General features: G+C 59.6%; 19 protein-coding genes. 12 read left to right on the forward strand and 7 right to left on the reverse strand.

All coding sequences use genetic code 11. From position 1 onward, the window contains the following. Positions 1–25: 25 nt before the first annotated feature. The 4 genes from xylB to ACQZ5M_RS18075 form a co-directional block, all read right to left on the reverse strand. Entirely contained in the window at positions 26–1,480 is a 1,455-nt protein-coding gene (gene xylB / locus ACQZ5M_RS18060; RefSeq protein ID WP_449080427.1) for a xylulokinase, read from the reverse strand. 81 nt (positions 1,481–1,561) lie between these two features. Continuing rightward, positions 1,562–2,584 carry a LacI family DNA-binding transcriptional regulator gene (locus ACQZ5M_RS18065; protein ID WP_296014431.1) on the reverse strand — a complete coding sequence of 341 codons (1,023 nt, stop codon included), beginning with the start codon at positions 2,582–2,584 and terminating at the stop codon, positions 1,562–1,564. Between the two features lie 390 nt (positions 2,585–2,974). Continuing rightward, positions 2,975–4,558 (reverse strand): DHA2 family efflux MFS transporter permease subunit, encoded by a 1,584-nt coding sequence (locus ACQZ5M_RS18070; protein ID WP_449080428.1) that lies wholly within the window; start codon positions 4,556–4,558, stop codon positions 2,975–2,977. A 33-nt stretch (positions 4,559–4,591) separates the two neighbouring features. Then, positions 4,592–5,818: an HlyD family secretion protein gene (locus ACQZ5M_RS18075; RefSeq protein WP_296082536.1), complete on the reverse strand. Its 1,227-nt coding sequence runs from the start codon at positions 5,816–5,818 to the stop codon at positions 4,592–4,594. Between the two features lie 145 nt (positions 5,819–5,963). On the opposite strand from ACQZ5M_RS18075, the gene ACQZ5M_RS18080 reads away from it, so the two are divergent. From ACQZ5M_RS18080 to lysS, 5 genes are all read left to right on the forward strand, one after another. Then, complete coding sequence (locus tag ACQZ5M_RS18080) at positions 5,964–6,635, forward strand: TetR/AcrR family transcriptional regulator (protein WP_296014435.1); 672 nt, start codon at positions 5,964–5,966, stop codon at positions 6,633–6,635. Positions 6,636–6,795: 160 nt separating this feature from the next. Further along, the gene (locus ACQZ5M_RS18085) at positions 6,796–7,548 is read left to right on the forward strand and encodes a TerC family protein (protein WP_449080429.1); all 753 of its coding nucleotides are present in this window, start codon (positions 6,796–6,798) and stop codon (positions 7,546–7,548) included. Between the two features lie 263 nt (positions 7,549–7,811). Then, a complete protein-coding gene (locus ACQZ5M_RS18090; protein WP_449080430.1) occupies positions 7,812–9,584 on the forward strand; it encodes an SLC13 family permease in 1,773 nt (590 codons plus the stop codon). Between the two features lie 222 nt (positions 9,585–9,806). Then, positions 9,807–11,264, forward strand: a complete 1,458-nt coding sequence (gene gltX, locus ACQZ5M_RS18095; RefSeq protein WP_296078443.1) for a glutamate--tRNA ligase — start codon at positions 9,807–9,809, stop codon at positions 11,262–11,264. A gap of 72 nt (positions 11,265–11,336) precedes the next feature. Next, a complete protein-coding gene (lysS, locus tag ACQZ5M_RS18100; RefSeq protein ID WP_449080431.1) occupies positions 11,337–12,839 on the forward strand; it encodes a lysine--tRNA ligase in 1,503 nt (500 codons plus the stop codon). Between the two features lie 195 nt (positions 12,840–13,034). Here the strand turns inward: lysS and ACQZ5M_RS18105 are convergent, their stop codons facing one another. Next, positions 13,035–14,150: a hypothetical protein gene (locus ACQZ5M_RS18105; protein WP_449080432.1), complete on the reverse strand. Its 1,116-nt coding sequence runs from the start codon at positions 14,148–14,150 to the stop codon at positions 13,035–13,037. A 382-nt stretch (positions 14,151–14,532) separates the two neighbouring features. On the opposite strand from ACQZ5M_RS18105, the gene ACQZ5M_RS18110 reads away from it, so the two are divergent. The 5 genes from ACQZ5M_RS18110 to ACQZ5M_RS18130 all read left to right on the forward strand — a co-directional run bounded on the left by ACQZ5M_RS18110 (position 14,533) and on the right by ACQZ5M_RS18130 (position 18,430). Continuing rightward, a complete protein-coding gene (locus ACQZ5M_RS18110) occupies positions 14,533–15,423 on the forward strand; it encodes a metal ABC transporter substrate-binding protein (protein WP_449080433.1) in 891 nt (296 codons plus the stop codon). A gap of 53 nt (positions 15,424–15,476) precedes the next feature. Continuing rightward, on the forward strand, positions 15,477–16,370 hold the full coding sequence (locus ACQZ5M_RS18115; RefSeq protein ID WP_449080468.1) for a manganese/iron ABC transporter ATP-binding protein: 894 nt from the start codon (positions 15,477–15,479) through the stop codon (positions 16,368–16,370). Next, positions 16,367–17,227: a metal ABC transporter permease gene (locus tag ACQZ5M_RS18120; protein WP_449080434.1), complete on the forward strand. Its 861-nt coding sequence runs from the start codon at positions 16,367–16,369 to the stop codon at positions 17,225–17,227. The genes ACQZ5M_RS18115 and ACQZ5M_RS18120 overlap by 4 nt, the downstream gene beginning before the upstream one ends. Continuing rightward, positions 17,224–18,087, forward strand: a complete 864-nt coding sequence (locus tag ACQZ5M_RS18125; protein WP_449080435.1) for a metal ABC transporter permease — start codon at positions 17,224–17,226, stop codon at positions 18,085–18,087. The genes ACQZ5M_RS18120 and ACQZ5M_RS18125 overlap by 4 nt, the downstream gene beginning before the upstream one ends. A 169-nt stretch (positions 18,088–18,256) precedes the next feature. Beyond that, on the forward strand, positions 18,257–18,430 hold the full coding sequence (locus ACQZ5M_RS18130; protein WP_296014448.1) for a DUF1328 domain-containing protein: 174 nt from the start codon (positions 18,257–18,259) through the stop codon (positions 18,428–18,430). A 155-nt stretch (positions 18,431–18,585) separates the two neighbouring features. Here the strand turns inward: ACQZ5M_RS18130 and ACQZ5M_RS18135 are convergent, their stop codons facing one another. Beyond that, on the reverse strand, positions 18,586–19,317 hold the full coding sequence (locus tag ACQZ5M_RS18135; protein WP_296014449.1) for an SDR family oxidoreductase: 732 nt from the start codon (positions 19,315–19,317) through the stop codon (positions 18,586–18,588). A gap of 113 nt (positions 19,318–19,430) precedes the next feature. On the opposite strand from ACQZ5M_RS18135, the gene ACQZ5M_RS18140 reads away from it, so the two are divergent. Next, a complete protein-coding gene (locus ACQZ5M_RS18140) occupies positions 19,431–20,195 on the forward strand; it encodes an IclR family transcriptional regulator (protein WP_449080436.1) in 765 nt (254 codons plus the stop codon). A 119-nt stretch (positions 20,196–20,314) separates the two neighbouring features. Here the strand turns inward: ACQZ5M_RS18140 and tal are convergent, their stop codons facing one another. Next, positions 20,315–21,274 carry a transaldolase gene (tal, locus tag ACQZ5M_RS18145; RefSeq protein ID WP_449080437.1) on the reverse strand — a complete coding sequence of 320 codons (960 nt, stop codon included), beginning with the start codon at positions 21,272–21,274 and terminating at the stop codon, positions 20,315–20,317. A 286-nt stretch (positions 21,275–21,560) separates the two neighbouring features. Between tal and ACQZ5M_RS18150 the strand changes: the two genes are divergently transcribed. Continuing rightward, the gene (locus ACQZ5M_RS18150) at positions 21,561–22,598 is read left to right on the forward strand and encodes a hypothetical protein (protein WP_449080438.1); all 1,038 of its coding nucleotides are present in this window, start codon (positions 21,561–21,563) and stop codon (positions 22,596–22,598) included. Positions 22,599–22,627 lie beyond the last annotated feature (29 nt).

Here is a 22,627-nt window from a genome sequence, read left to right on the forward strand (position 1 = left end):
ATCGAAAATGGTGTTCGAAAGTTTGTCAGTGCGACAGCGGCTTGATGGCCGGATAAAGCGCGCGGTATCGCGCATAAGCTTCCTCGTAGGAACCGCTGAGCGCTGCCACCGGCTCGATGGTTTCTTCCGTTTCCGGCTGGGTGCAGACCTCAAGCGGATCGGCGCCGGTCGCGGCAATCAGGCCGAGACGAGCCGCGCCAAAGGCCGCGCCGAAATCGCCCTCCGCCGGAATATCCACCGGCACGCCAAGCGAGGTGGCGATCGAGGCGAGCCAATAGCGCGAGCGCGAGCCGCCACCGATGGCAGTGACGCGTGAGATCGAGGTGCCAGCCGATTTCAGCGCCTCCAGATTGTCGCGGATGGCGAAGGTCACGCCTTCCAGCACGGCCTGCGTCAGCGCCTTGCGGTCGCTTTCGTGGGAAAGGCCGATGAAGGAGCCGCGAATGGCCGCGTCATTGTGTGGGGTGCGTTCGCCGGAAAGATAGGGCGCAAAGGTGACGCCGGTCGGCGCTTGCAGGTTGTCGCCCAACTCGCTCGAAAGTTCAGACGCGGATTTACCGGCAATGCCGGAATACCAGTTGAGCGCGTCGGTGGCCGACAGGATGACGCCCATTTGGTGCCAGGTGTTGGGCAGCGCGTGGCAGAAGGCGTGAACGGCACTCTCCGGCTTCGGCAAATAGGAGGCATTGGCAGCAAAGAGTACGCCGGAGGTGCCAAGCGACACGAAGGCATGGCCTTCGGCAACCGTGCCCATGCCGCAGGCCGACGCTGCATTGTCCCCAGCACCACCGGCCACGACGACCTTGCCGGAGAGACCCCAGGCAGACGCCAGTTCGGCGCGCAGCACGCCCGCCTCATCCGTGCCTTCCACCAGCGAAGGCATATGGTCTTCGCCGAGATCGGTTGCCGCAAGCAGCTCGGAAGACCACTTGCGCGCGCCCGTATCCAGCCAGGAGGTTCCGGCAGAGTCGGACATTTCGGAGATGTATTCGCCCGTCAGCCAAAGCCGCAGATAATCCTTCGGCAGCAGCACCTTGGCCACCTTGGCAAAAATCTCCGGCTCATTGTTCTTCACCCAGACGAGCTTTGGCGCGGTAAAGCCTGGAAAGACGATATTGCCGGTAATCTGGCGAAAGCGTGGGTCCGCATCGAGCTTGGCGGCTTCGGCGTAAGAGCGGGTGTCGTTCCACAGGATAGAAGGACGAAGAACGTTGCCGCCCGCATCGATCAGCGTGGCACCATGCATCTGGCCGGAGAGGCCGATGCCCTTGACTGCCGAAAGCTCGGCGGGAAACTTCGCCTTCAATCCGGCAATGGCTGTTTCAGTCGCCTTGATCCAGTGGGCCGGGTCCTGCTCCGACCAGCCGTGATGCGGGCGCGAAACGTCGAGCGCGCCATTGGCCGAACCGACGACCGTCTGATCGCCATCGATCAGCAGCGCTTTCACGCCGGATGTTCCAAGATCAAGACCGAGATACATGTCGTCCTCCACGATTGGATGTGATTGTGCTGGAGCAGTTCCAGCCGGGCAGCGCCCGAATGAAGTTGAAGCGATAGGCGCTCAAGGGAGATTGTCCCTCAAGAATATGTCGATACGGATACGCTCTTGCGCCTCGATGACGGCAAGCCCATCGGCGCGGGCTTTCAGCACGCGGATTGCGCTACGCACCTCATGGCCGGAATCCTGGTTCAGCACGGCATCCAGCGTGCCATCGCGAAGGGCTGCGGCGGTCGTGTCGTTCAGCTCGTGCGCGATGACGCAGGGCCGCAGACCATCATGCGCTTTCAGCGCCCGGATCAGACCGCGGTTTCCCGCACCGAGGCTATAGAGCCCGGCAAGCTTTGGATTGTCGCGCAGAGTGTCTGCGACGAGCGCTTCGACCCTCTCGGCATCGTCTCGCCCTTCCAGAACCGGACGGATGGAGAGATGCGCAAATTCGGCTTCGATCACGCTTTCAAAACCGGCAAGACGCTGGCGGTGATCCTGCACCAGCATGGAGCCCGCCAGAACCGCGATCTCTGCCTTCTGCTTCGGCAAGAAACGCCCCATCAGGCTCGCCGCCGTACGCCCCGCAGCATGATTGTCGATGCCGGCGAAATGATCGCGCTTCGAGCCTGTCAGATCCGACACCAGCGTTGCGACTGCAATCCCGCTATGGGTGAGCCGATCGGTCGCCTCCAACACATCCTCGGAATCGATGGCGACAAAGGCAACGCCGGACGGCTTTTCCAGCCGCGCCACATCGAGCGCCTGGGTCAGCGCTGCCGGATCGAAAGGCGGCACCTCGATGATGCGGATCGACGTGCGCTCCACATAGGAGCGCGAGGCCGCACACCGAACCTCGTTGCGAAGCCCGGCCATGAAGGAATTGTCGTTATTGGGAAGAATGAAGACCAGCGCATAGCTGCGCCCCTTGGCAAGATTGGCGGCCGCGATATCGCGCACATAGCCAAGCTCGGAAATTGCGGCCTCCACCTTGGCGCGGGTCAACTGATGCACGCCCGGACGCAGGTTGATTACCCGGTCGACGGTCGCCAAACTGACCCCTGCCTTCGATGCGATATCGTGAACTGTCGGCTTCATGCTTCCTCCCGGCGCAACGTCATAGAGGAGTTTCTGAGGTACGTAAATCATAAAATGATGTACGTACCTCATGAAGGGGTTGCGGGTTGGTCGCTTGAGCGGCCGGCGTTCTTTGTTCTGCTGCGTTTCGGTTCGTTGCAGGCAGCTTGCCACACACTCTGCGTCATCCTCGGGCTTGACCCGAGGATCCATAAACCATTGACGCTGTTGGAAAATCGTGGATCCTCGGGTCAAGCCCGAGGATGACGGCAGAGTGTGGAGCGCTTGCAGGGACAGAGCCGCGGCAATATCTCAAGCGTGTCGCTGCCCCGAAGAAAACACCCACACGAAACCAAGAAGGGGCCACCGTTTCCGGTGACCCCTGCATGCGCTGCGGTGGATGGATGAAACTCAGTGCGCGGCGTCTGGCGGCGCCGCCGCTTTGGGCTTGTTGATCAACAGCGTGAGGAAAATCAGGCCGCTGAACAGGAAGGTCAAAAGCAGGAACACATCGGCAAACGCCAGTATCCACGCCTGCTGCGAAACGATGCCGACAAGCTTCTTGATCGCGACCGACGAGCCGTCGAGCCCGTAGGAATCGTAGTTGCCGCCAACGCTGCTCAGCCAGTCCAGCGCTGCCGGATTGCCGTAATTCACATGGTCGGCAATGCGGAAATAGTGGTCGTCGGTGCGCTGGCTGAGCACGGTGTTGATGATGGCAAGACCGACCGCACCGCCCAAGTTACGCGTGAGGTTGAAGAGACCGGATGCGTTCTTGATGCGGGCGGGCGGAAGGGTTCCAAGCGCGATATTGTTGATCGGCACCATGCACATCATAAGGCCGAAACCGCGCAGGATCTGCGGGATCAGGAGTTCGTTGAAATCCCAATCCGCCGTGACATGGGTCATGATCCAGGTGCCGGATGCAAAGCTGATGAAGCCGATCGCCATCATCACGCGCGGATCGAGCTTGGCCGAAAGCCGTCCTGCAATCGGCGCGGTGAAGAACATTGTGAGACCCGAGACGAACATCGTCTCGCCGATCATCAGCGCATCGTAGCCGCGCACGCGCCCCAGATAGAGCGGGTAGAGATAGGTCAGTCCATAAAGACCGATGCCCATGACGAAGGAAAACAGCGAGCCGATGGAGAAATTCCGGTCTGCAAAGGCGCGCAGATCCACCACCGGGAAATCCACCTTGAAGGCCCGCCAGAAGAACACCACCGCGCCAATCGTCATGGCGATCGCGGCAATGACGATATTCTCGTCATTGAACCAGTCGTTATTGTTACCCTCTTCCAGCACATATTCCAGCGAGCCGAGGAAGACACCCATGGAGATCAGGCCCCACCAGTCGAACTTCTTCCAAAGCGAGGTTTCCGGCTTGTCGAAATCGATCAGGCTCCAGGTCAGGATGGTGACGATGATGCCGGGAATGATGTTGACGAGGAACAGCCAGTGCCAGGAAAAGGCGTTGGAAAGATAACCGCCGACCGTCGGACCGATGGTGGGCGCAAGCGTTGCGACAAGGCCGATAATGGGTGAAACGATCGGGCGCTTGGACGGCGGGAAGATGGTGAAGGCTGCAGCGAAAACCGAGGGGATCATGCCGCCACCGATAAAGCCCTGAATGGCGCGGTAGACGATCATCTGGTCGATATTCGTCGCGGTGGCGCAAAGCGCACTGGAAATGGTGAAGCCAGCCGCACAGGTGGCAAACAGCACGCGGGTAGAGAGAATGCGCGCAAGTGTACCAGACAGCGGGATCATGATGACCTCCGCAATCAGGTAGGATGTCTGCACCCAGGCAATCTCATCAGACCCGGCACCCAGACCCGCCTGAATTTCAGCCAGCGAGGCCGAGACGATCTGAATGTCGAGGATCGACATGAACATGCCGAAGACCATGGCGAAGAACGCGATCAGGCGTCTGCGGTCCATCGGCGGATCGACGGCGGCTGTGGTGCCGCCGCTCATGCTGGCTGTAGCCGCCATCGTAGTGATCCTTACTTTGATCCGGGCCGCCGGTTACTTGGACTGGTTCTGCGCTGCGGCCGTATCGGTCGCCTTGGGCGCCGTGCGGGTGTCGACATCGACAACGACGCTCAAGCCCGCGCGCAGATGATGCTTGTCGATATCTTCCTTGGACAGAACGACACGCACCGGCACGCGCTGGATCACCTTGGTGAAGTTGCCCGTGGCGTTTTCCGGCGGCAGCATGGAGAAGACCGAGCCGGATGCTGGCGAGATCGACTGCACCGTGCCTTCGATGGGGTCGTCGTCGAAGGCATCCACATGCACCGTCACCTTGGAACCGGGAACGATGCGCGCGAGCTGCGTTTCCTTGAAATTGGCATCGACATAAAGCTGGTTCATCGGCACCAGAGAGGCCAGGCGCTTGCCGGCCGAAACCAGATCGCCCGTCTGAACCGAGAGATTGCCGATCACACCATCATAAGGCGCACGCAGAACGGTGAAAGAGAGATCGCGGGCGGCCTTGTCGCGCGCCAGTTCCAGCGTGCGGATCGAGCCTTCGGCCTCTTTGCGCTGCGCCTTCAAAAGTTCGATATTGGCCTGAGCCGCAACCACATTCGCCTGACCGGCGGCAAGGTTGGCCTTGGCCTGCTCCAGCGCGATGCGGGCATTGTCGGCGGATGCGGCGGTGCCGACATCCTTGGACTGGAGCTCGGTAGCGCGCTTGTTGTTGATCTCGGCACCCTGAAGCGCTGCGTCAAGCGCGCCCTTCTGGGCCACGGCCTGCGCCAATGCGGCTTCACCGCCTGATATCTGCGCGTCGATGCGGTTCAGGGACAGTTGCTGGGTGGCAAGCTGCGCCTCAGCCTGTTCCAGCGCATTGCGGTAATCGCCATCGTCCAGCGTCACCAGCGGATCGCCAGCCTTTACCTGCTGGTTGGCGACGATATCCACCTTCGCGACATAGCCCGAAACCTTCGGCGAAATGACAGCGATATCGCCATGTATATAGGCGTCGTCGGTCGACACCATGAAGCGGCCCGTCGTCCAGTAGTCGTATCCATACCAGGCGGCACCGGCCAACAGCGCAAGTCCAATGATCGGAAGAAGGAAGGACTTGCCCTTTTTCTTCTGGACTGGCGGCTGCACCGGCGCTGCGGCCTTTGCGGCATCTGCTGGACGGTTTTCTTCAGTGCGGGCTTCAGCCTGAACTGTTGTCTGGGCTTCTGCTGCATCGGACGAATTGATCGCTCGCACTGCGCCACTCTTTTGAGACGACATGGTAGACACCTGGTTATATGAAATTTATTGAACTGAACCGTTCGGTTCGATTGACATAGTCCGTTCTAACGCACATATCAAGAGCCATCGAACCACCCGGTTCGATATGTTGAATTGAGTGTTAATCGCAACCGGACGGAAGACGATGACGGAGAGAGCTATCGAGGACGCATGTTCGACCGCTGCAGCGGGTGGGCGCTTTGCAGCGGGCGAGGACCCCTCCAAGCGCGAACAGATTCTCGACGGCGCGTGGCGCATGTTCCGGCAGAAGGGCTTCGATGCCGCCAGCATGAACGATATTACCCGGGAAGCAGGCGTTTCCAAGGGTACGATCTATGTCTACTTTTCCAACAAGGAAGAACTGTTCGAAGCGCTCATCGATCGCCACAGACGCGAATTTGCCGATTCCATGCGCGATATTCTCGCCGGCACCGAAGAGGTGCGCGAAGGCTTGAGGCAGTTTGGAACGGCCTTTGCCAATCGCCTGGTATGTACTGACATGATACCAGCCATGCGCTCACTGCTTGGCGTAATCGACCGCATGCCGAAACTTTCGCGCCGTTTCTTCAGCTCGGCGCCAAACAATGTCCGCATCGTTCTGGAAGAGTTCATCCGCCACCATATTTCCAATGGCAGTCTCGAGATCGATGATGTGGAACTGGCCGCACGCCAGTTTATCGAACTCTCCACTGGTACCTTTTTCAAATATCGCCTGTTCGGTGAGCTTGAAGGTCCGGTGCCCGACGAGGAACTGGAGCGCGTGATATCCAGCGCCATCCGCGTCTTCATGGCCGCCTATGGAACCAAAGCCGCCTGAGACCATTCATTCTTCCGCACTATTGTCATGAGCGCCGCTGGACCTTGGTTCCGACGGCGCTTTTGACATACCGGCGTCGCAACTTTTTAGTTATAAATCGCCATTATCTGCGCTAATTACGTGGAAAAATAACCCTTAGTTGAAAAGGAAGTCCGGCCCGATGGAGTCCATCGTCCCTCTCTTGTCAGATCCCACCGCATGGGTGGCGCTCGTCACCCTCATCGTCATGGAGGTGGTGCTTGGTATCGACAACCTGATCTTCATCTCGATCCTGACCAACAAGTTGCCGGAGAACCAGCGCGAAAAGGCGCGTCGCATCGGCATTGGCCTGGCGCTGATCATGCGTCTTGGTCTGCTCGGAACCGTTGCCTGGATCGTACAGCTGACAGAACCGGTCTTCGAAGTCTTCGGCCAGCCCTTCTCCTGGAAGGACATCATCCTCATCGTCGGCGGTCTCTTCCTCGTCTGGAAGGCCACCAAGGAAATTCACCACAATGTCGATCCGATCGACCACAAGGAAGACATGGTCGGCGGCAAGGCCGCAATTGGCAGCTTCTCGTCGGCCATCGTCCAGATTCTGCTGCTCGATCTGGTCTTCTCGGTGGATAGCATCATCACCGCCGTCGGCATGACCCCGCATGTGCCGATCATGGTGGTTGCCGTCATCGTCGCTGTTACGGTCATGCTGCTGGCAGCAACACCGCTTGCCAATTTCATCGAGCGCAACCCGACCGTCGTCATGCTGGCGCTCGCCTTCCTTTTGATGATCGGCACCACGCTGATTGCAGAAGGCATGGGCTTCCACGTGCCGAAGGGCTACGTCTATGCCGCCATGGCCTTCTCGGCGCTGGTGGAAGTGCTCAACATCGTTGCGCGCAACTCCAGGCGCAAGAAGAGCGGCACCCTGCACTGACGCTTTGAAGACTGGCTGGAGCCCGCAATCGCTGCGGGCTCCGGCAAAGCCTGAAGCTCTCGCAAGGCGCTGCCTCGCGACAGCTGAAGGGCAAGCAACCTCAACCACTTGCCCATGCCAGCCCCGGATGGCGTCTGAGCCACATGCCGTAAAACCCGTCGCGGCGGCAGGAACAAGTGTCATATCGCCAGCGTTCTTGATGCACCCCTTCCCGGGTCATCCCGTCATTGCGAAACAGCAATGCCCTCCTGAAAGTGCCCCGCATGACCACAGAGCAGATCCTCGCCTTCACCGTGATCGCAGGGATGATGGTGGCCTTCATGTGGGACAGGTTCCGCTACGATATCGTGGCATGCAGCGCACTTCTTGTGGCCGTCGCGGTCGGCGTCGTTCCCTTCGACAAGGCCTTTTCCGGTTTCTCCGACGACATCGTCATCATTGTCGGCAGCGCGCTCATCGTCAGCTCCGCCGTGGCGCGCTCCGGCATCGTCGATTTCGTCATCAAGCGCTACCTGCCGGAAATGCGCTCCAAGGGTTTGCAGCTCGCCTTCCTGATGTTGACCGTTGCCGTCATGTCGGCCTTCATCAAGAATATCGGCGCGCTTGCCATCATGATGCCGGTGGCGTTTCAGTTCGCCCGCAAATCCGGCAGCCCCGTCTCCTACTATCTGATGCCGATGGCCTTCTCCGCCCTGCTCGGCGGGTTGATGACGCAGATCGGCACCTCTCCCAATATCGTCGTCTCGCGCCTTCGCGAGGAAATGACCGGGCAGAGCTTCTCCATGTTCGATTTCACCCCTGTCGGTCTTGCGCTGACCGTGGTCGGCATTCTCTTCCTCACCTTTGGCTATCGTCTTCTGCCGGTCCGGGCAAAGCAGCAGGCGTCTGTTGAAGATATTCTCGACCAGGCAAGCTACACCGCCGAAGCCACGCTGGCATCTGACAGCGTGCTCGTCGACAAGCCGCTGCGCGAACTCCTGAGACTTGGCGATGGCGACGTGATTGCCAGGACCATTCTGCGCGGTCCGCGCCGCATCTCACCCTTTCCCGATGTGAAGCTGAAGAGCGGCGATACGGTGATGCTGGAAGGGAGCCCGGAAGGGCTCGACCGCATGGTGTCTCAGGCAAAGCTCATCCTGTCCGGCAAACCGCTTACCGAAAGGGGCGAGAAGGTCGTCGATCTCGTTTCCATGGAAGCCGTCATCAGCAACGTCTCTCCGCTCAACGGCATGTCGGCGCGTGAACTGGCGCTGTCTTATACCCGCGGCGTCAACCTTATCGCCGTGTCGCGTCGCGGCCACCGCGTCAGCGAGCGCTTGAGCGATCTGACGCTCCAGACCGGAGATGTGCTTCTGTTGCAGGGCAACCGCAAGAACGTGCCCTTGATGCTGCAGGAATTCTCGCTGCTGCCCTTGGCGCAGCGCGAGATCCTGCTCGGTGTCCAGCGCCGGGCCTTCGTGCCGCTCCTCGTGCTTGCTGCGGCCATGGCGGCGGCCGGCAGCGGACTGGTGCCGGTTTCCGTCGCCTTCTTCGCCGCTGCCTTCATGATGATCGTCGCGGGCGCCATTCCTCTGACGGAGGTTTACAAATCCGTCGATGGGCCGATCCTCGTCATGCTGGCTGCCCTCATTCCCGTGAGCGATAGTCTCAGAACCAGTGGTGCGAGCGAGTTGATCTCCCACTGGCTCGGAGGCGTGGCACAGGGCCTGCCGCCATTTGCAGCGCTCGGGCTGATCCTGTTGACGGCGATGGCCGTAACCCCCTTCCTCAACAATGCTGCGACCGTGCTGGTCATGGGGCCGATCGCAGCGGGCTTTGCCACCACGCTCGGCTTTCGACCGGAAGCCTTCCTGATGGCTGTGGCGATCGGCGCGGGTTGCGATTTCCTCACCCCCATCGGCCACCAGTGCAATACGCTGGTCATGGGACCGGGCGGCTATCGCTTCAGCGACTACCCGCGCCTTGGATTTCCGCTCTCCATCATGATCGTCATCGTCAGCATCCCCATGCTGCTTTACGTCTGGCCCGTTTCCTGACCGCTCGCTCGGCGGGAGAGGCCCACCCAGAGCGTATCCTGTCCTAATTTCCTTGACGCCTGCGGTGGAATATGGCCTAAGCCATGCCCAATGGGATGGTGTGAAATGGCGCTTGAGCCTGCGTCTCTTTTCACCCTTTCTTTCGCATCCAACGTCAATTTCGCTGACAACAGGCTGATTTTGAGCCTTGCGTCGCTGCAACGTCACGACGAGTGAATTCCAATGACCACTTCCGGCGTCCGCGTCCGTATTGCCCCTTCCCCCACCGGCGAGCCGCATGTCGGCACAGCCTATATCGCCCTCTTCAACTATCTCTTCGCCCAGAAGCATGGCGGCGAGTTCATTTTGCGCATCGAAGATACCGATGCCACGCGCTCCACGCGCGAATATGAAGAGAAGGTTCTGGAAGCGCTGAAATGGACCGGCCTGAAATGGTCGGAAGGCCCGGATGTCGGCGGTCCTTACGGCCCCTACCGCCAGTCCGAGCGCAAGGACATGTACTGGCCTTACGCGCAGGAACTTCTCGACAAGGGCCACGCCTTCCGCTGCTTCTGCACGCCGCAGCGGCTGGAAGAAATGCGCGAAGCCCAGCGCGCGGCTGGCAAGCCGCCGGGCTATGACGGTCTCTGCCTGCATCTGAAGGCGGAAGAAGTCACCGCCAAGATGGAAGCGGGCGAGCCTTCCGTCGTGCGCATGAAGATCCCGACCGAAGGTTCGTGCGATTTCCATGACGGCGTCTATGGCGATGTCTCGATCCCATGGGAATCGGTCGACATGCAGGTGCTGATCAAGGCCGACGGCATGCCGACCTATCACATGGCTAACGTCATCGACGACCATCTGATGAAGATTACCCATGTGGCGCGCGGCGAAGAGTGGCTGGCATCGGTGCCCAAGCACATCCTGCTCTATCGCTACTTCGGCTGGCAGGAGCCGGTGTTCATGCATCTGTCCCTGATGCGCAACGCCGACAAGTCCAAGCTTTCCAAGCGCAAGAACCCGACCTCGATCTCCTATTATTCCGCGCTGGGCTATCTGCCGGAGGCGCTGATGAACTTCCTCGGCCTGTTCTTCATCCAGATCGCTGAAGGCGAAGAGCTGCTGTCGATGGACGAGCTCGCCGCCAAGTTCGACCCGGAAGCACTCTCCAAGGCGGGCGCGATCTTCGACATTCAGAAGCTCGACTGGCTGAACGGTCGCTGGCTGCGCGAAAAGCTTTCGCCGGAAGAGTTCATTGCCCGCACGCTGGAATGGGCGATGGAAAACCAGCGCCTGACCGAAGGCCTGAAGCTCTCCCAAAGCCGCGTCTCCAAGCTCGGCGAATTGCCCAATCTCGCAGGCTTCCTGCTCTCCGGCGATGTCGGCCTGACACCGGCCTCCTTCGCCGGGCTGAAGAGCAAGCCGGAAGAGATCCTCGAGATCCTGACGACGGTCGCCACCGATCTGGAAAAGATGCCGGATTGGAACGTCGAAGCCATCGAGGCGGAATTGCGCGATGTGGCCGAACGCACCGGCAAGAAGCTGCGCGTCGTCACCCCGCCGCTCTTCGTCGCCATGTCTGGCTCCTCGCGCTCGCTGCCGCTCTTCGATTCCATGGCGCTGCTCGGCCGCTCCGTCGTGCGCCAGCGCCTGAAGGCAGCCATTGCCGTCGTCACGACGATGGTCGGCGCTGCGGGCTGACAGGACAGTGCGGGCACAAGAGGTGGCCGCCACAGACACAAGAACAACACGCCCGAAAAAGGCTTTGAGACCATGACCGACACCAAGACGACCGAAACCACTGCCCTGTCCTCCGACGCCACCGAAGTGCGTCGCCAGAAGCTGGCGATCCTGCGCGACAAGATCGGCGACGTTTACCCGGCCCATTTCCACCGCACGCTGACCAATGCCGAGCTTGCGGAAAAATATGCCGATATCGAGCCGGATGTCGAAACGGGCGATACGGTCACGGTTGCCGGTCGCGTCTATTCCTCGCGCAATTCCGGCATGTTCATGGATATCCATGATGCGTCGGGCAAGGTGCAGATCTTCTCCCACAAGGATACGACGCCGGAAGTGGCACGCGAGATGCTGCCGATGATCGACATTGGCGACATCATCGGCGTTACCGGCAAGGTGCGCCGCACCAAGCGTGGCGAGCTGACGATCAATGCCGAAGAGATCACCATGCTCACCAAGTCGCTTCTGCCGATGCCGGAGAAGTGGAACGGTATTTCCGACGTCGAAATCCGCTATCGCAAGCGCCATCTGGACATCCTCTCCAACGAGGAATCCAAGCTGCGCTTCCAGCAGCGCTCCAAGATCATTTCCGGTATCCGCCGCTTCATGGAGGCCGAAGGCTTCCTCGAAGTCGAAACGCCGATGCTGCAGACGGTCTATGGCGGCGCCACCGCCGATCCGTTCAAGACCTTCCACAACACGCTGAAGATGGACATGTATCTGCGCATCGCGCCGGAACTGTTCCTGAAGCGCACGCTGGTGTCCGGCCTGTCCGACAAGGTCTTCGAAGTCAACCGCAACTTCCGCAATGAGGGCGTGTCGACCCGGCATAATCCCGAATTCACCATGCTGGAATGCTACTGGGCCTATGCCGACTACGAGGACATTATGAGCCTCGTCGAGCGTATGTTCGAAACGCTGGCAATCGCTATCCACGGCACCACCGAGCTGGACTTCCAGGGCCAGACGATTTCCTTCAAGGGTCCGTTCAAGCGCGTGCCGATGCCAGATGCCGTCAAGGAAGCGACCGGCATCGACTTCTTGGCGATCAAGACTGACGAAGAAGCCCGCGCCGCCGCCAAGGCTGCCGGTTTCGAAGTCGAGAAGGACTGGACCTGGGGCGAGTGCCTCGCCTTCATCTTCGAAGAAAAGGTCGAAGGCACACTGATCCAGCCAAGCCATGTGACGCATTTCCCAAAGGACATCTCGCCCTTTGCCAAGGAAGTGCCGGGCGAACCGCGCCTCGTGGAGCGTTTCGAGAGCTACTGCAATGCCTGGGAAGTGGGCAACGCCTTCTCCGAACTCAACGACCCGGAAGAACAGCGCCGCCGCATGGTGGAGCAGCTGGAACAGGCCCACGCCCGCGGCGAAAAGGACAAGCAGCTGGACGACGAGTTCCTCGATGCCATCGACCAGGGCATGCCGCCAGCAGGTGGCCTCGGCATCGGGGTAGACCGACTGGTGATGCTGCTCACCAACGCCCCTTCCATCCGCGACGTCATCCTCTTCCCGGCCCGTCGCCAGAAGGCTGACTAAGGTCTGAGATGCGCGAAAGACCGTCGCGGTGAGCGGCGGTCTAGGAACGGTGGTTTGTTTGGAGCCGCCTTCTCATTCCCCCTCATTCCTGTCCTCGAACGTGGACCGAGGACAGGAATGAGGGGATGATGGTGCCTGCCTTTCGTGGCAAGCTTCGATCTCGGTCTGAAGACCTATCTCGCTCGGACAAGCCAATCAGTGCTCAGGCTTTGGCGTCTCTGCCGCGTGCTCGCCACCAGAAGCAGCCTCATGTCCATCCGCGCTTGGTGCGGCATGCGCGTCATGTCCACCAGTCGCCTCGCTGGCAGGCTTGCCATGTGCGTCCGCAGGCTCTTCCGCCACGGCTGGCGCGCTGTGGCCTGCTGCCGCAGGCTGTTCCGCAGCTTGGGCGTTGGTCTCACCCTTGCCGAACAGCAGCGACTTGATGTAGCCGAAGCTGAACATGCTTTCGCTCTTGCCTTCGGGCGTCGACGTCAGCAGAGGCTCGCTCGTACCGTGACCCTCTCCCTGCGCGCTCGCAGGCGCGTCGTGGCCACCTTCGGCGGGCGTCTCGCCACCGCCATGCCCGTCGCTCACGCCACCTTCGGAACCGTGCCCGTCGGATGGCTTGGCATCGCCTCCATGTGCGTCCGACCCGTGCCCGCCCGAGGCCTCGGCTCCATGACCCGCAGGCGCATCATGACCCGCAGGCGCACCATGGCCACCGGCAGGCGCACCATGGCCATCCGCAGGAACTGCCGCAACGGGATCGGCGCAATCGGTAAACTCAGTCAGCGATGCAGTCATTGCCTTGGCGTCTTCAGCCGGCAGATCGATCCGCAGCCCGTAGAACTGGCCATCATCGGCAGCATTGCTATCGTAATAATAGGCGGAATAATTCTCGCTCGCGGCACCTTCCGGCAGCTTTGCGAGATCGGCAATGTAGATCGCCTGAGCGGCAATCGAGCGACCGCGCATGTCGGCGCGCATCTGAGGACCCTTTTGGTCAAGCACCGAAACCTGAACGAGATCGGGATGCTCCTTGTCGTAGATAGCTTTGGCGACGCGAAGCGCCGTTTTTACCCGCTCCTGCCCGTCGCCGCCCTCTGTCCGGACGAATTTGCGAATCCAGACCGAGCCATTCTTCTTGATCTTGACCGTTTGTGCCGTCTTGCACTCAAGACCATTCAGCACGACCTCGGAGGGCCCGAAGAGCTGATCCTTGCCGACAATAATAGCCGCGACGCCGGAAGCACCTCCCAAGAGGAGAATACCACCGCCAATCAACACCAATTTGCGGGAAAACCGTATTCTTTTGAACACTGCTTTCACGTCAAACGTCCCGACATCGACAACCTCGTCAAACGCCTTTTCCTCCCGCTGCGCCTCGTCGCGCAACCGGAGCAAAAGGCCGGATGGCGATATGCCCCATCCATGCAGGGTCCAATTCTGGAGGTTTGTTATTGAGGAAGGTTTAATCACCAACGGAAACGCCGGTCCGCACCTGGACCATTTTTGGGCTAACGCTCTTCCGCTTCCATCGAAAGGCTTCAAGCGTCGCAGCTTTGCGACACCTCTAAAAGAGAGGGCGGGCGTTCGAGCTTGCGTCCCGCTTTCCTTTTAATGCGAACGATTTGCAATAGCATTGACAATCAGGGCGAGGTCTCCCACATTGCTATTGCGAATTAATCGCAAAAAAGGTTTGATCATCGTCATGAAGTTGACCCACTCGACGTTTCTCGCCCTTTGTGTCGCAGCCTTGCTGCCCTTCTCCGCTGTCGCGGCGCAAAAACCGAAGGTGATTACAACCTTCACCATCATTGCCGATATGGCCCGCAACGTGGCCGGGGACGCCGCCGACGTCGAGAGCATCACCAAGCCGGGTGCTGAAATCCACAATTACCAGCCCACCCCGCGCGATATTCTCAAAGCCCGCGATGCCAATCTGGTCTTGTGGAACGGGCTAAATCTCGAACTCTGGTTTCAGAAGTTTCTTGCCAACCTCTCCGGTGTTCCCAATGTCGTCGTCAGTGATGGCGTAAACCCGATCTCGATCAGCGGCGGCGCCTATAGCGGCAAGCCAAATCCACATGCCTGGATGTCGCCAGACAATGCGCTGATCTATGTGGAGAATATTCGCAAAGCACTCACCCAGATCGATCCCGATCATGCCGACGTTTACGCCGCCAATGCCAAGGCCTATTCCGACAAGATCAGGGAGGAAATCCAGCCGATGCGCGATGCCATCGTAGCACTGCCCGAGAACAAGCGCTGGCTGGTCACGAGCGAGGGCGCGTTCTCCTATCTCGCGCGCGATTTTGGCTTGAAGGAGCTGTTCCTCTGGCCGGTCAATGCCGATAGCCAAGGTACACCGCAGCAGGTGCGTAGCGTGATCGACGCGATGCGTGCCAACGATGTCCGCGTGATCTTCAGCGAAAGCACCGTCTCTCCCGATCCGGCAAAGCAGGTGGCGAAGGAAACGGGCGCTGCCTATGGCGGCGTGCTCTACGTAGATTCTCTGAGCGAGGCAGACGGTCCAGTGCCGACCTATCTCGATCTCTTGCGCACCACGACCAGTACGATCGTGAAAGGTCTGAGCCAATGATGATGGGCAGCAAGAGAAGCGCGGCGAAAGCGCCAACTGTCAGCCTCGGCCAAATGGACCGGATGCTCCCGAATGACGAGAAGGGTCTGACCGTCAACGGTGTGACCGTCACCTACCGCAATGGCCACACAGCACTTCGCAACGCCAGCTTCTCCATCCCGAAGGGCACGATCACGGCCCTTGTCGGCATCAATGGTGCGGGCAAATCCACCATCTTCAAAGCCATCATGGGCTTCGTGCCGCTTGCCGCCGGCACCGTCTCCATCTTCGGAGAACCCGCTTCCGCCGCGCTGAAAAAGAACCTCGTCGCCTATGTGCCGCAGGCAGAAGAAGTGGACTGGAGCTTTCCCGTTCTCGTCGAAGATGTGGTGATGATGGGCCGTTACGGCCACATGAACTTCTTTCGCATTCCGACCAAACGCGACCACCGTATGGTGGAAGAGGCGCTTGCCCGCGTCAACATGCTGGATTATCGCAAGCGCCAGATCGGCGAGCTTTCCGGCGGACAGAAGAAGCGCGTCTTTCTCGCTCGCGCGCTCGCCCAGGAAGGCAAGGTCATCCTGCTCGACGAACCCTTTACCGGCGTCGATGTAACGACCGAGGAGCAGATCATCGCGCTCCTGAAGGCCTTGCGCGACGAAGGCCGCATCATGCTGGTCTCCACCCATAATCTCGGCAGCGTTCCGGATTTCTGCGATCGCGCCGTCTTCGTCAAGGGCACGGTCATTGCCTCGGGCAAGACGAAAGACACCTTCACCGAAGCTAATCTCCAGGCCGCCTTTGGCGGCAGCTTGCGCCACTTCATTCTTGGTGGGGCCGATCTGCATGACGATGCCGATCCGCGGCATCTGAAAGTTATCACCGATGACGAGCGTCCCTTCGTCATCTACGGCCAGAATGGTGCAGACACCACTCATGAGGCCAAGGCTGGAGACGAGGAGCGATGATCTCCACCCTTCTGGAGCCATTCACCTATTCCTATATGCTGAACGCCATCTGGGTCAGTGCCCTTGTCGGCGGCGTCTGCGGGTTTCTCTCCGCCTATCTTATGCTGAAGGGCTGGTCGCTGATCGGCGACGCGCTGTCCCACGCCATCGTTCCGGGTGTGGCCGGCGCCTATATGCTGGGTCTGCCCTTCGCACTCGGCGCATTCTTTTCCGGCGGCCTGGCAGCGGCATCGATGCTTTTTCTCAACCAGAAGACAAAGCTGAAGGAAGACGCCATTATCGGCCTGATCTTCACTTCCTTTTTCGGTCTCGGCCTCTTCATGGTGTCGCTTTCGCCCACCTCCATCAACATCCAGACCATCGTTCTCGGCAATATCCTTGCCATCACCACGGAGGACACGATCCAACTGGCGCTGATCGGCGGCATCAGCCTTCTGGTCCTTTCGCTGAAATGGCGGGACTTCATGGTCGTCTTCTTCGATGAGAACCACGCCCGCACCATCGGCCTGAAGCCGGACGTGCTGAAGGTCATCTTCTTCACCCTGCTTGCCGCCTCTACCGTCGCGGCGCTGCAAACCGTCGGCGCCTTTCTGGTCGTCGCCATGGTGGTGACGCCGGGCGCCACCGCCTATCTTCTGACCGACCGGTTCGAGCGGCTGATCGGCATGAGCTTCGGCATCGGCGCCATCACCAGCTTCGTTGGCGCGTATCTGAGCTACTTCCTGGACGGCGCAACCGGTGGCATCATCGTGGTGCTGCAAACCCTGATCTTCCTCACCGCCTTCCTGCTTGCCCCGAAGCACGGCTATCTGGCGTCGCGCGCCAAGGCCCGCGCCGCACTCGAGGAGCCCGCATGAGCGCGTTTCTCGAGCTGGCATTCCTGCCTTTCCAGGTGCCCTTCATGCAATACGCCTTCATCATCACGCTGATGATTGCCGTGCCGATGGCGATGCTTTCCTGTTTGCTGGTGCTCAAAGGCTGGTCGCTGATGGGCGATGCGGTCTCCCATGCCGTGCTGCCCGGCGTCGTCGTCGCCTACATCGTCGGCATCCCCTTCTCCATCGGCGCTTTTATCGCCGGCATGATCTGCGCGCTCGGCACCGGATTCTTAAAGGAGAACAGCCGCATCAAGGAGGACACGGTGCTCGGCATCGTCTTCTCCGGCATGTTCGGGCTGGGACTGGTGCTCTACGTCAAGGTGCAAAGCGACGTGCATCTCGATCATATTCTCTTCGGCGATATGCTCGGCGTTTCGGTGGCGGATATCATCGAGACGGGCGCAATCGCGCTTGCGGCAACGCTCTTTCTCGCCATCTTGAGAAAGGACTTGCTGGTGCATGCCTTCGATCCGCAGCACGCCAAGGCCATCGGCCTGCCGGTCCGCATCCTGCATTACGGTCTGCTTGCCGTGCTGTCGCTGACGGTCGTCGGCGCGCTTCAGGCGATCGGCATCATCCTGTCCGTCGCCATGCTCGTAGCCCCCGGCGCCATCGCTTTCCTCATCACGCGACGCTTCTCTGCCATGCTGGTCGCTGCAATGTCGATAGCGCTTATTTCCGCCACGCTCGGCATCTGGCTGAGTTTCATGATCGATAGCGCACCGGCACCCACCATCGTCATGATCATGAGCGGCCTCTTCGTCCTCGCCTTCCTGCGCACGACGATGGCAGCGAGAAAGATCTCCGCCTCCACCGCGGCAGAAGGCTTCGGACCGTGAACCTCAAAAAGATTTTCGGTACCCTGGAACCTCTTCCCTCACTTTCGCGTCATTATTGCATGTCGCGCGAGCGTTAAAATCGCTCTTACGACAACGACCTGATGACAAACGAGTGAGTCCAGACCCTCAAGCGTTTGCCCGTTTCAAATCTGACGTAAGAGGAACGACCATGCTGAAGTGGGCCCTGATATTTTTCGTGATCTCGATCATCGCCGGTGTTTTCGGCTTCACCGGAATTTCCGCGGCAGCTTCAGGCATCGCCCGAATTCTGTTCTTCATCGCGGTCGTTGTCTTCGTCATCTTCCTGGTGCTGGCGCTGATGGCCGGCCAGGCTATCCTCTAAGGATCATGCGATCCCTTTAATGCAGAAACGGTCGGGCCGCCCCCGACCGTTTTTGTTTGCTGATATCAATGACCAGTGGAGATTGGCAAAGATCGGCCTATCCGCTTTCACCGCCCTCCTCGACCTTTAAGTCGAGAAAGACGCAATATCCGGACTTAAGCCGTCCAGCCACCATCGATCACGTGAATCTGACCGGTGGTGAACCCTGCCTCGTCCGAAGCGAGATAAGTGACCAGCGCTGCGATCTCTTCCGGCTTGGCGATACGGCCCATAGGCTGGCGCGCGATGAAGTCGGAGAGCGCCTTCTCGTAATCGCCCGTGGCGCGCAGACGCTCATGCAGCGAGGGACTGTCCACGGTACCCGGGCAGATCGCATTGCAGCGGATACCCTTGGTGACAAAATCAGAGGCAATCGACTTGGTCAGGCCGACGACTGCAGCCTTGGAAGCCGTATAGGCGAAGCGGTTTGGCACGCCTTTCACGCTGGAGGCCACTGACGACATGTTGACAATCGCGCCCTTGCCCTTTTCCAACATGGCGGGCAAGAAGGCGCGGCAAGTGCGATACATGGCCTTGGCATTCAGATCGAAGGAGAAATCCCAGTCCTTTTCCTCGCAGTCGAGGATGGTGCCGGCATGCACGAAGCCTGCGCAGTTGAAGAGCACATCCGCAGAGCCGATCTCGGCGGCAAAGGCTTGGACGGCAGCGCCATCGAGAACGTTGAGAACGCGGGTCTCGGCATTTTCAAGGGTTGCGAGCGCAGCTTCGTTGATATCGGTGGCGATAACGCGCGCACCGAGCGCGATGAAGCGTTCCGCCGTTGCCCGGCCGATACCCTGCGCCGCTGCGGTAATGACAACGGTCTGTCCTGAAAAATCCTGGGCCATGATGGCTCTCCTCCCGGCGCTCTATGCGCTATATCTCAAATATGCATCGACAATTCATATGTAAACGGTGTATTCACAGACCGTCAAGCCAGCATGCAATCGATAGAGGCCCTATGACGGACGACGATAGCGACAGATACCGCGCTCCCGCGCTCGACAAGGGTCTGGATATCCTTGAGCTTCTGGCACGCACCGATGGCGGCCTGACGCAGGTGGAGATCGCCAAGGCGCTCGGCAAGAGCCCGAACGAGTTCTATCGGATGCTAGATCGCTTGGTGCGCCGCGGCTATGTGCAGCGTCAGGACGGCGATCGCTTTGCCCTGACCCTGAAGATGTTTGGCCTTGCCCACTTCCATCAGCCGATCAGGCGTCTCGTTTCCTTTGCAGCACCAATGATGCGCGATTTCTCCGCAAAGGCGCAGCAGGCCTGCCACCTGGCAGTCTATGACCGCGGATCGGTCGTCGTCATTGCGCAGCAGGATTCATCAACCTATTGGGCGCTCTCCATTCGCGTCGGCGCCCAGATGAGCCTGTTCAACACCGGCTCCGGCCACGTCCTTCTGGCCTTCCAGAACGAGACGCAACGAGAGTTGATGATTGCCGAACAGTTGCGCGGCAACGAGAGGGAACTGCCTAAAGGCCTGCGCGAACGACTCCAACAGGTAAAGGCCCAAGGCTATGAGAGCATGAACAGCCTGCAGACGGCAGGCGTACGCAACATTTCCGCGCCCATCCTGACGCTTGATGGTACGGCGCTCGCTGTCGTCACCTGCCCCTTCATCGGTTCACTCAACGAAGCGGCGCCAAAGGAAGACGACTGTCTGGACTTGATCCGTCAGACTGCAAAAGCGATTTCCGAGGTCGTGGCCGGACAGTAACGACAGACGATGTAGGAAAGGGAAAGCGCGACTGCCAGGGGGAGCAGCCGCGCTTCAAGACTGGAGATCTTATGAGAATAAAACGACCGGGCGCCCATTCAGTTCCCGGCTTTTTGCCGTTACGCGGCTGCCAGTTCCTTGCGGACGATTTCGCGTAGCGACACCAGATCCTTGGCAAACAGGCGGATGCCCTCGGACAGCTTTTCCGTCGCCATGGCGTCTTCGTTGAGCTGCCAGCGGAAGCTCTTCTCGTCGAGCGACTGCAGCGGCTCTGCCTTGGCATGATCCGGAGAAAGCTTGCGCTCCAGCGTGCCCGTGTCCTTGTGCAGCTCTTCCAGAAGTGCGGGGCTGATCGTCAGGCGGTCGCAGCCAGCAAGCGCTTCGATTTCGCCGACATTGCGGAAGGATGCGCCCATGACGACGGTCGAAATGCCGTTCGCCTTGTAGTAATTGTAGATCTGGCGCACCGAGATGACGCCCGGATCGGTCTCAGCCGTGTAGGTTTCACCGGTCGACTTCTTGTACCAGTCGAGAATGCGGCCGACGAAGGGCGAGATGAGGAAGGCCTTCGCCTCGGCGCAGGCGATCGCCTGGGCCTGGGAGAAGAGAAGCGTCAGATTGCAGTCGATACCTTCAGCCTGCAGCACTTCCGCCGCCTTGATGCCTTCCCAAGTGGAGGCCAGCTTGATGAGAATACGCTCACGCTCGATGCCGCGCTCCTTATAGGCAGCAATGATGCTGTGCGCCTTGGCGATCGATGCCTGCGTATCGAAGGAGAGATCGGCATCCACTTCGGTCGAAACGCGACCGGGAACGAGATCGACAAGGGCTGCACCGACCGAAATCGCCAGACGATCGGCCACGGCGGCAATTACACCTTCGGAGCTTCCGCCCTGCTTGCGGCCCCAGGACACCGCTTCCTTCACCGTGTCGGCAAAGGCCGGCGTACCAAGCGCCTTGAGCACGATGGAAGGGTTGGTGGTGCAATCCACCGGCTTCAGACGGGCCACCGCTTCAATATCGCCGGTATCGGCAACCACAGTGGTGATGGCGCGAAGTTGATCAAGCTTGGAAGTCATGCCGTATAATCCTTGTGATTTTTTTCGGAAACCATCGCTATCGAATTTCGTTCCGCACGGGTGAGCATACAGACGGCGACAAGGGCGTTTGTTCACCCTGAGTATCGCGCAGGCGACGGACGAAAGTCAAGACATTTGCCCATCGCAATTGACATAAGTTTCAACCCTGCAATACTCGAACACCATGAGGCCGGACAAAGTCATGACGCTGTCGTGCATCCGGCAAGCGACAAATGACCGTGAAGACGATCGTTCTGTAGACCTCTGACTGATGAGCCCAGCGCGGATGCAAAGACTAAGACCCAAAAGCCTGCTGCGGATTGCCGGGACGATGCTCGCCCTGGCGGTTTTCCATCAGGAAGCGCTGGCGGATGCGCAAAAACCTGTCGATCCTTCCGAGCTTCAGCGTGCAGTCGAGGCGTGTTTCGCTCCGCCCATGGGGGCAACCGGTCCGGTCGTCATTTCCGCAACGTTCCTTTCGGATGGATCGCTCGATCAAAGGCCAGCCGTCATCGAAAAAGGCGAAGGGGCGCTGAATGAAGCATTCGCCACTGCGGGAATAAGGGCAATCCTTCGATGCCAGCCGCAACTTGCCGCCATGGGCATCAAAGGCGAGGTCCGGTTTAGATTTGCGCCGCCGCCGTCAGACGCGATGGAGGACCCGGCATCGGTACCGTCTTCCGAGCGACTGGAGGATATGCACAACGCTGCACGAAGCTTGAAGGATTTTGCTGCGCGCAATGGTCGCTCGCAGGCAGCTATGAGGCCCACCAAGCCAGAGATTTCGACCATGCTCGATATTCTCTGCCGCCCGAAGGAGGCGGAAAAGCTGGTAGAACTCTCCGCTGAAGACTATCGAGCACTCTCCAGCTATACACGCTCGGTCAGCGTCGTCATGGACGTCTATGACGCCATTTCTGCCGGAGGCACGCAGAAGGATATCAACGTCAACATGCGAGAACTCGGTGCTTGTCTGGACGCAGCGCTGTGGTCTACGCGCGCTGTCTTGGCCAACATGCATAAAATCTTCTCTGCGACACCTGCGCTCTCCAACGATCCAGAGGCGACGGCAATACGTGTGCGAACATATTCGAACGTCGCCACGGTCATCGAGGGCGGCTTGGAGGCGATCGGCTTGGATGGCATGGAGCAGCGCTGGTGCGAGGCTCGCTTAGCGCCGCTGACCTCGCTTATAGAGGTAGCATCTCCCGTGATATCCGATAAGGACAGACAAACCCTCCGCCTGGCCATGCTTAAGGCGGAAAAATGCAGCGATAAAACGCGCGCCTCTCTACAGGCTCTGCTTCAACCTAGAGAGCCTTGAGCGCCACACCCGTATTTAAAGCACACTCA

It is taken from the genome of Rhizobium sp. 22-785-1, from assembly GCF_053521965.1.

Coding starts and splice junctions, on each gene's coding strand:
- ACQZ5M_RS18085 (WP_449080429.1), top strand. CDS start 6,796: ATGGAGTCCATCGTCCCTCTCTTGTCAGATCCCACCGCATGGGTGGCG.
- ACQZ5M_RS18150 (WP_449080438.1), top strand. CDS start 21,561: ATGCAAAGACTAAGACCCAAAAGCCTGCTGCGGATTGCCGGGACGATG.
- ACQZ5M_RS18135 (WP_296014449.1), bottom strand. CDS start 19,317: ATGGCCCAGGATTTTTCAGGACAGACCGTTGTCATTACCGCAGCGGCG.
- ACQZ5M_RS18115 (WP_449080468.1), top strand. CDS start 15,477: ATGGACCGGATGCTCCCGAATGACGAGAAGGGTCTGACCGTCAACGGT.
- ACQZ5M_RS18080 (WP_296014435.1), top strand. CDS start 5,964: ATGACGGAGAGAGCTATCGAGGACGCATGTTCGACCGCTGCAGCGGGT.
- xylB (WP_449080427.1), bottom strand. CDS start 1,480: ATGTATCTCGGTCTTGATCTTGGAACATCCGGCGTGAAAGCGCTGCTG.
- tal (WP_449080437.1), bottom strand. CDS start 21,274: ATGACTTCCAAGCTTGATCAACTTCGCGCCATCACCACTGTGGTTGCC.
- ACQZ5M_RS18070 (WP_449080428.1), bottom strand. CDS start 4,558: ATGGCGGCTACAGCCAGCATGAGCGGCGGCACCACAGCCGCCGTCGAT.
- ACQZ5M_RS18075 (WP_296082536.1), bottom strand. CDS start 5,818: ATGTCGTCTCAAAAGAGTGGCGCAGTGCGAGCGATCAATTCGTCCGAT.
- ACQZ5M_RS18130 (WP_296014448.1), top strand. CDS start 18,257: ATGCTGAAGTGGGCCCTGATATTTTTCGTGATCTCGATCATCGCCGGT.
- ACQZ5M_RS18125 (WP_449080435.1), top strand. CDS start 17,224: ATGAGCGCGTTTCTCGAGCTGGCATTCCTGCCTTTCCAGGTGCCCTTC.
- ACQZ5M_RS18065 (WP_296014431.1), bottom strand. CDS start 2,584: ATGAAGCCGACAGTTCACGATATCGCATCGAAGGCAGGGGTCAGTTTG.
- ACQZ5M_RS18140 (WP_449080436.1), top strand. CDS start 19,431: ATGACGGACGACGATAGCGACAGATACCGCGCTCCCGCGCTCGACAAG.
- gltX (WP_296078443.1), top strand. CDS start 9,807: ATGACCACTTCCGGCGTCCGCGTCCGTATTGCCCCTTCCCCCACCGGC.
- ACQZ5M_RS18120 (WP_449080434.1), top strand. CDS start 16,367: ATGATCTCCACCCTTCTGGAGCCATTCACCTATTCCTATATGCTGAAC.
- ACQZ5M_RS18110 (WP_449080433.1), top strand. CDS start 14,533: ATGAAGTTGACCCACTCGACGTTTCTCGCCCTTTGTGTCGCAGCCTTG.
- ACQZ5M_RS18090 (WP_449080430.1), top strand. CDS start 7,812: ATGACCACAGAGCAGATCCTCGCCTTCACCGTGATCGCAGGGATGATG.
- lysS (WP_449080431.1), top strand. CDS start 11,337: ATGACCGACACCAAGACGACCGAAACCACTGCCCTGTCCTCCGACGCC.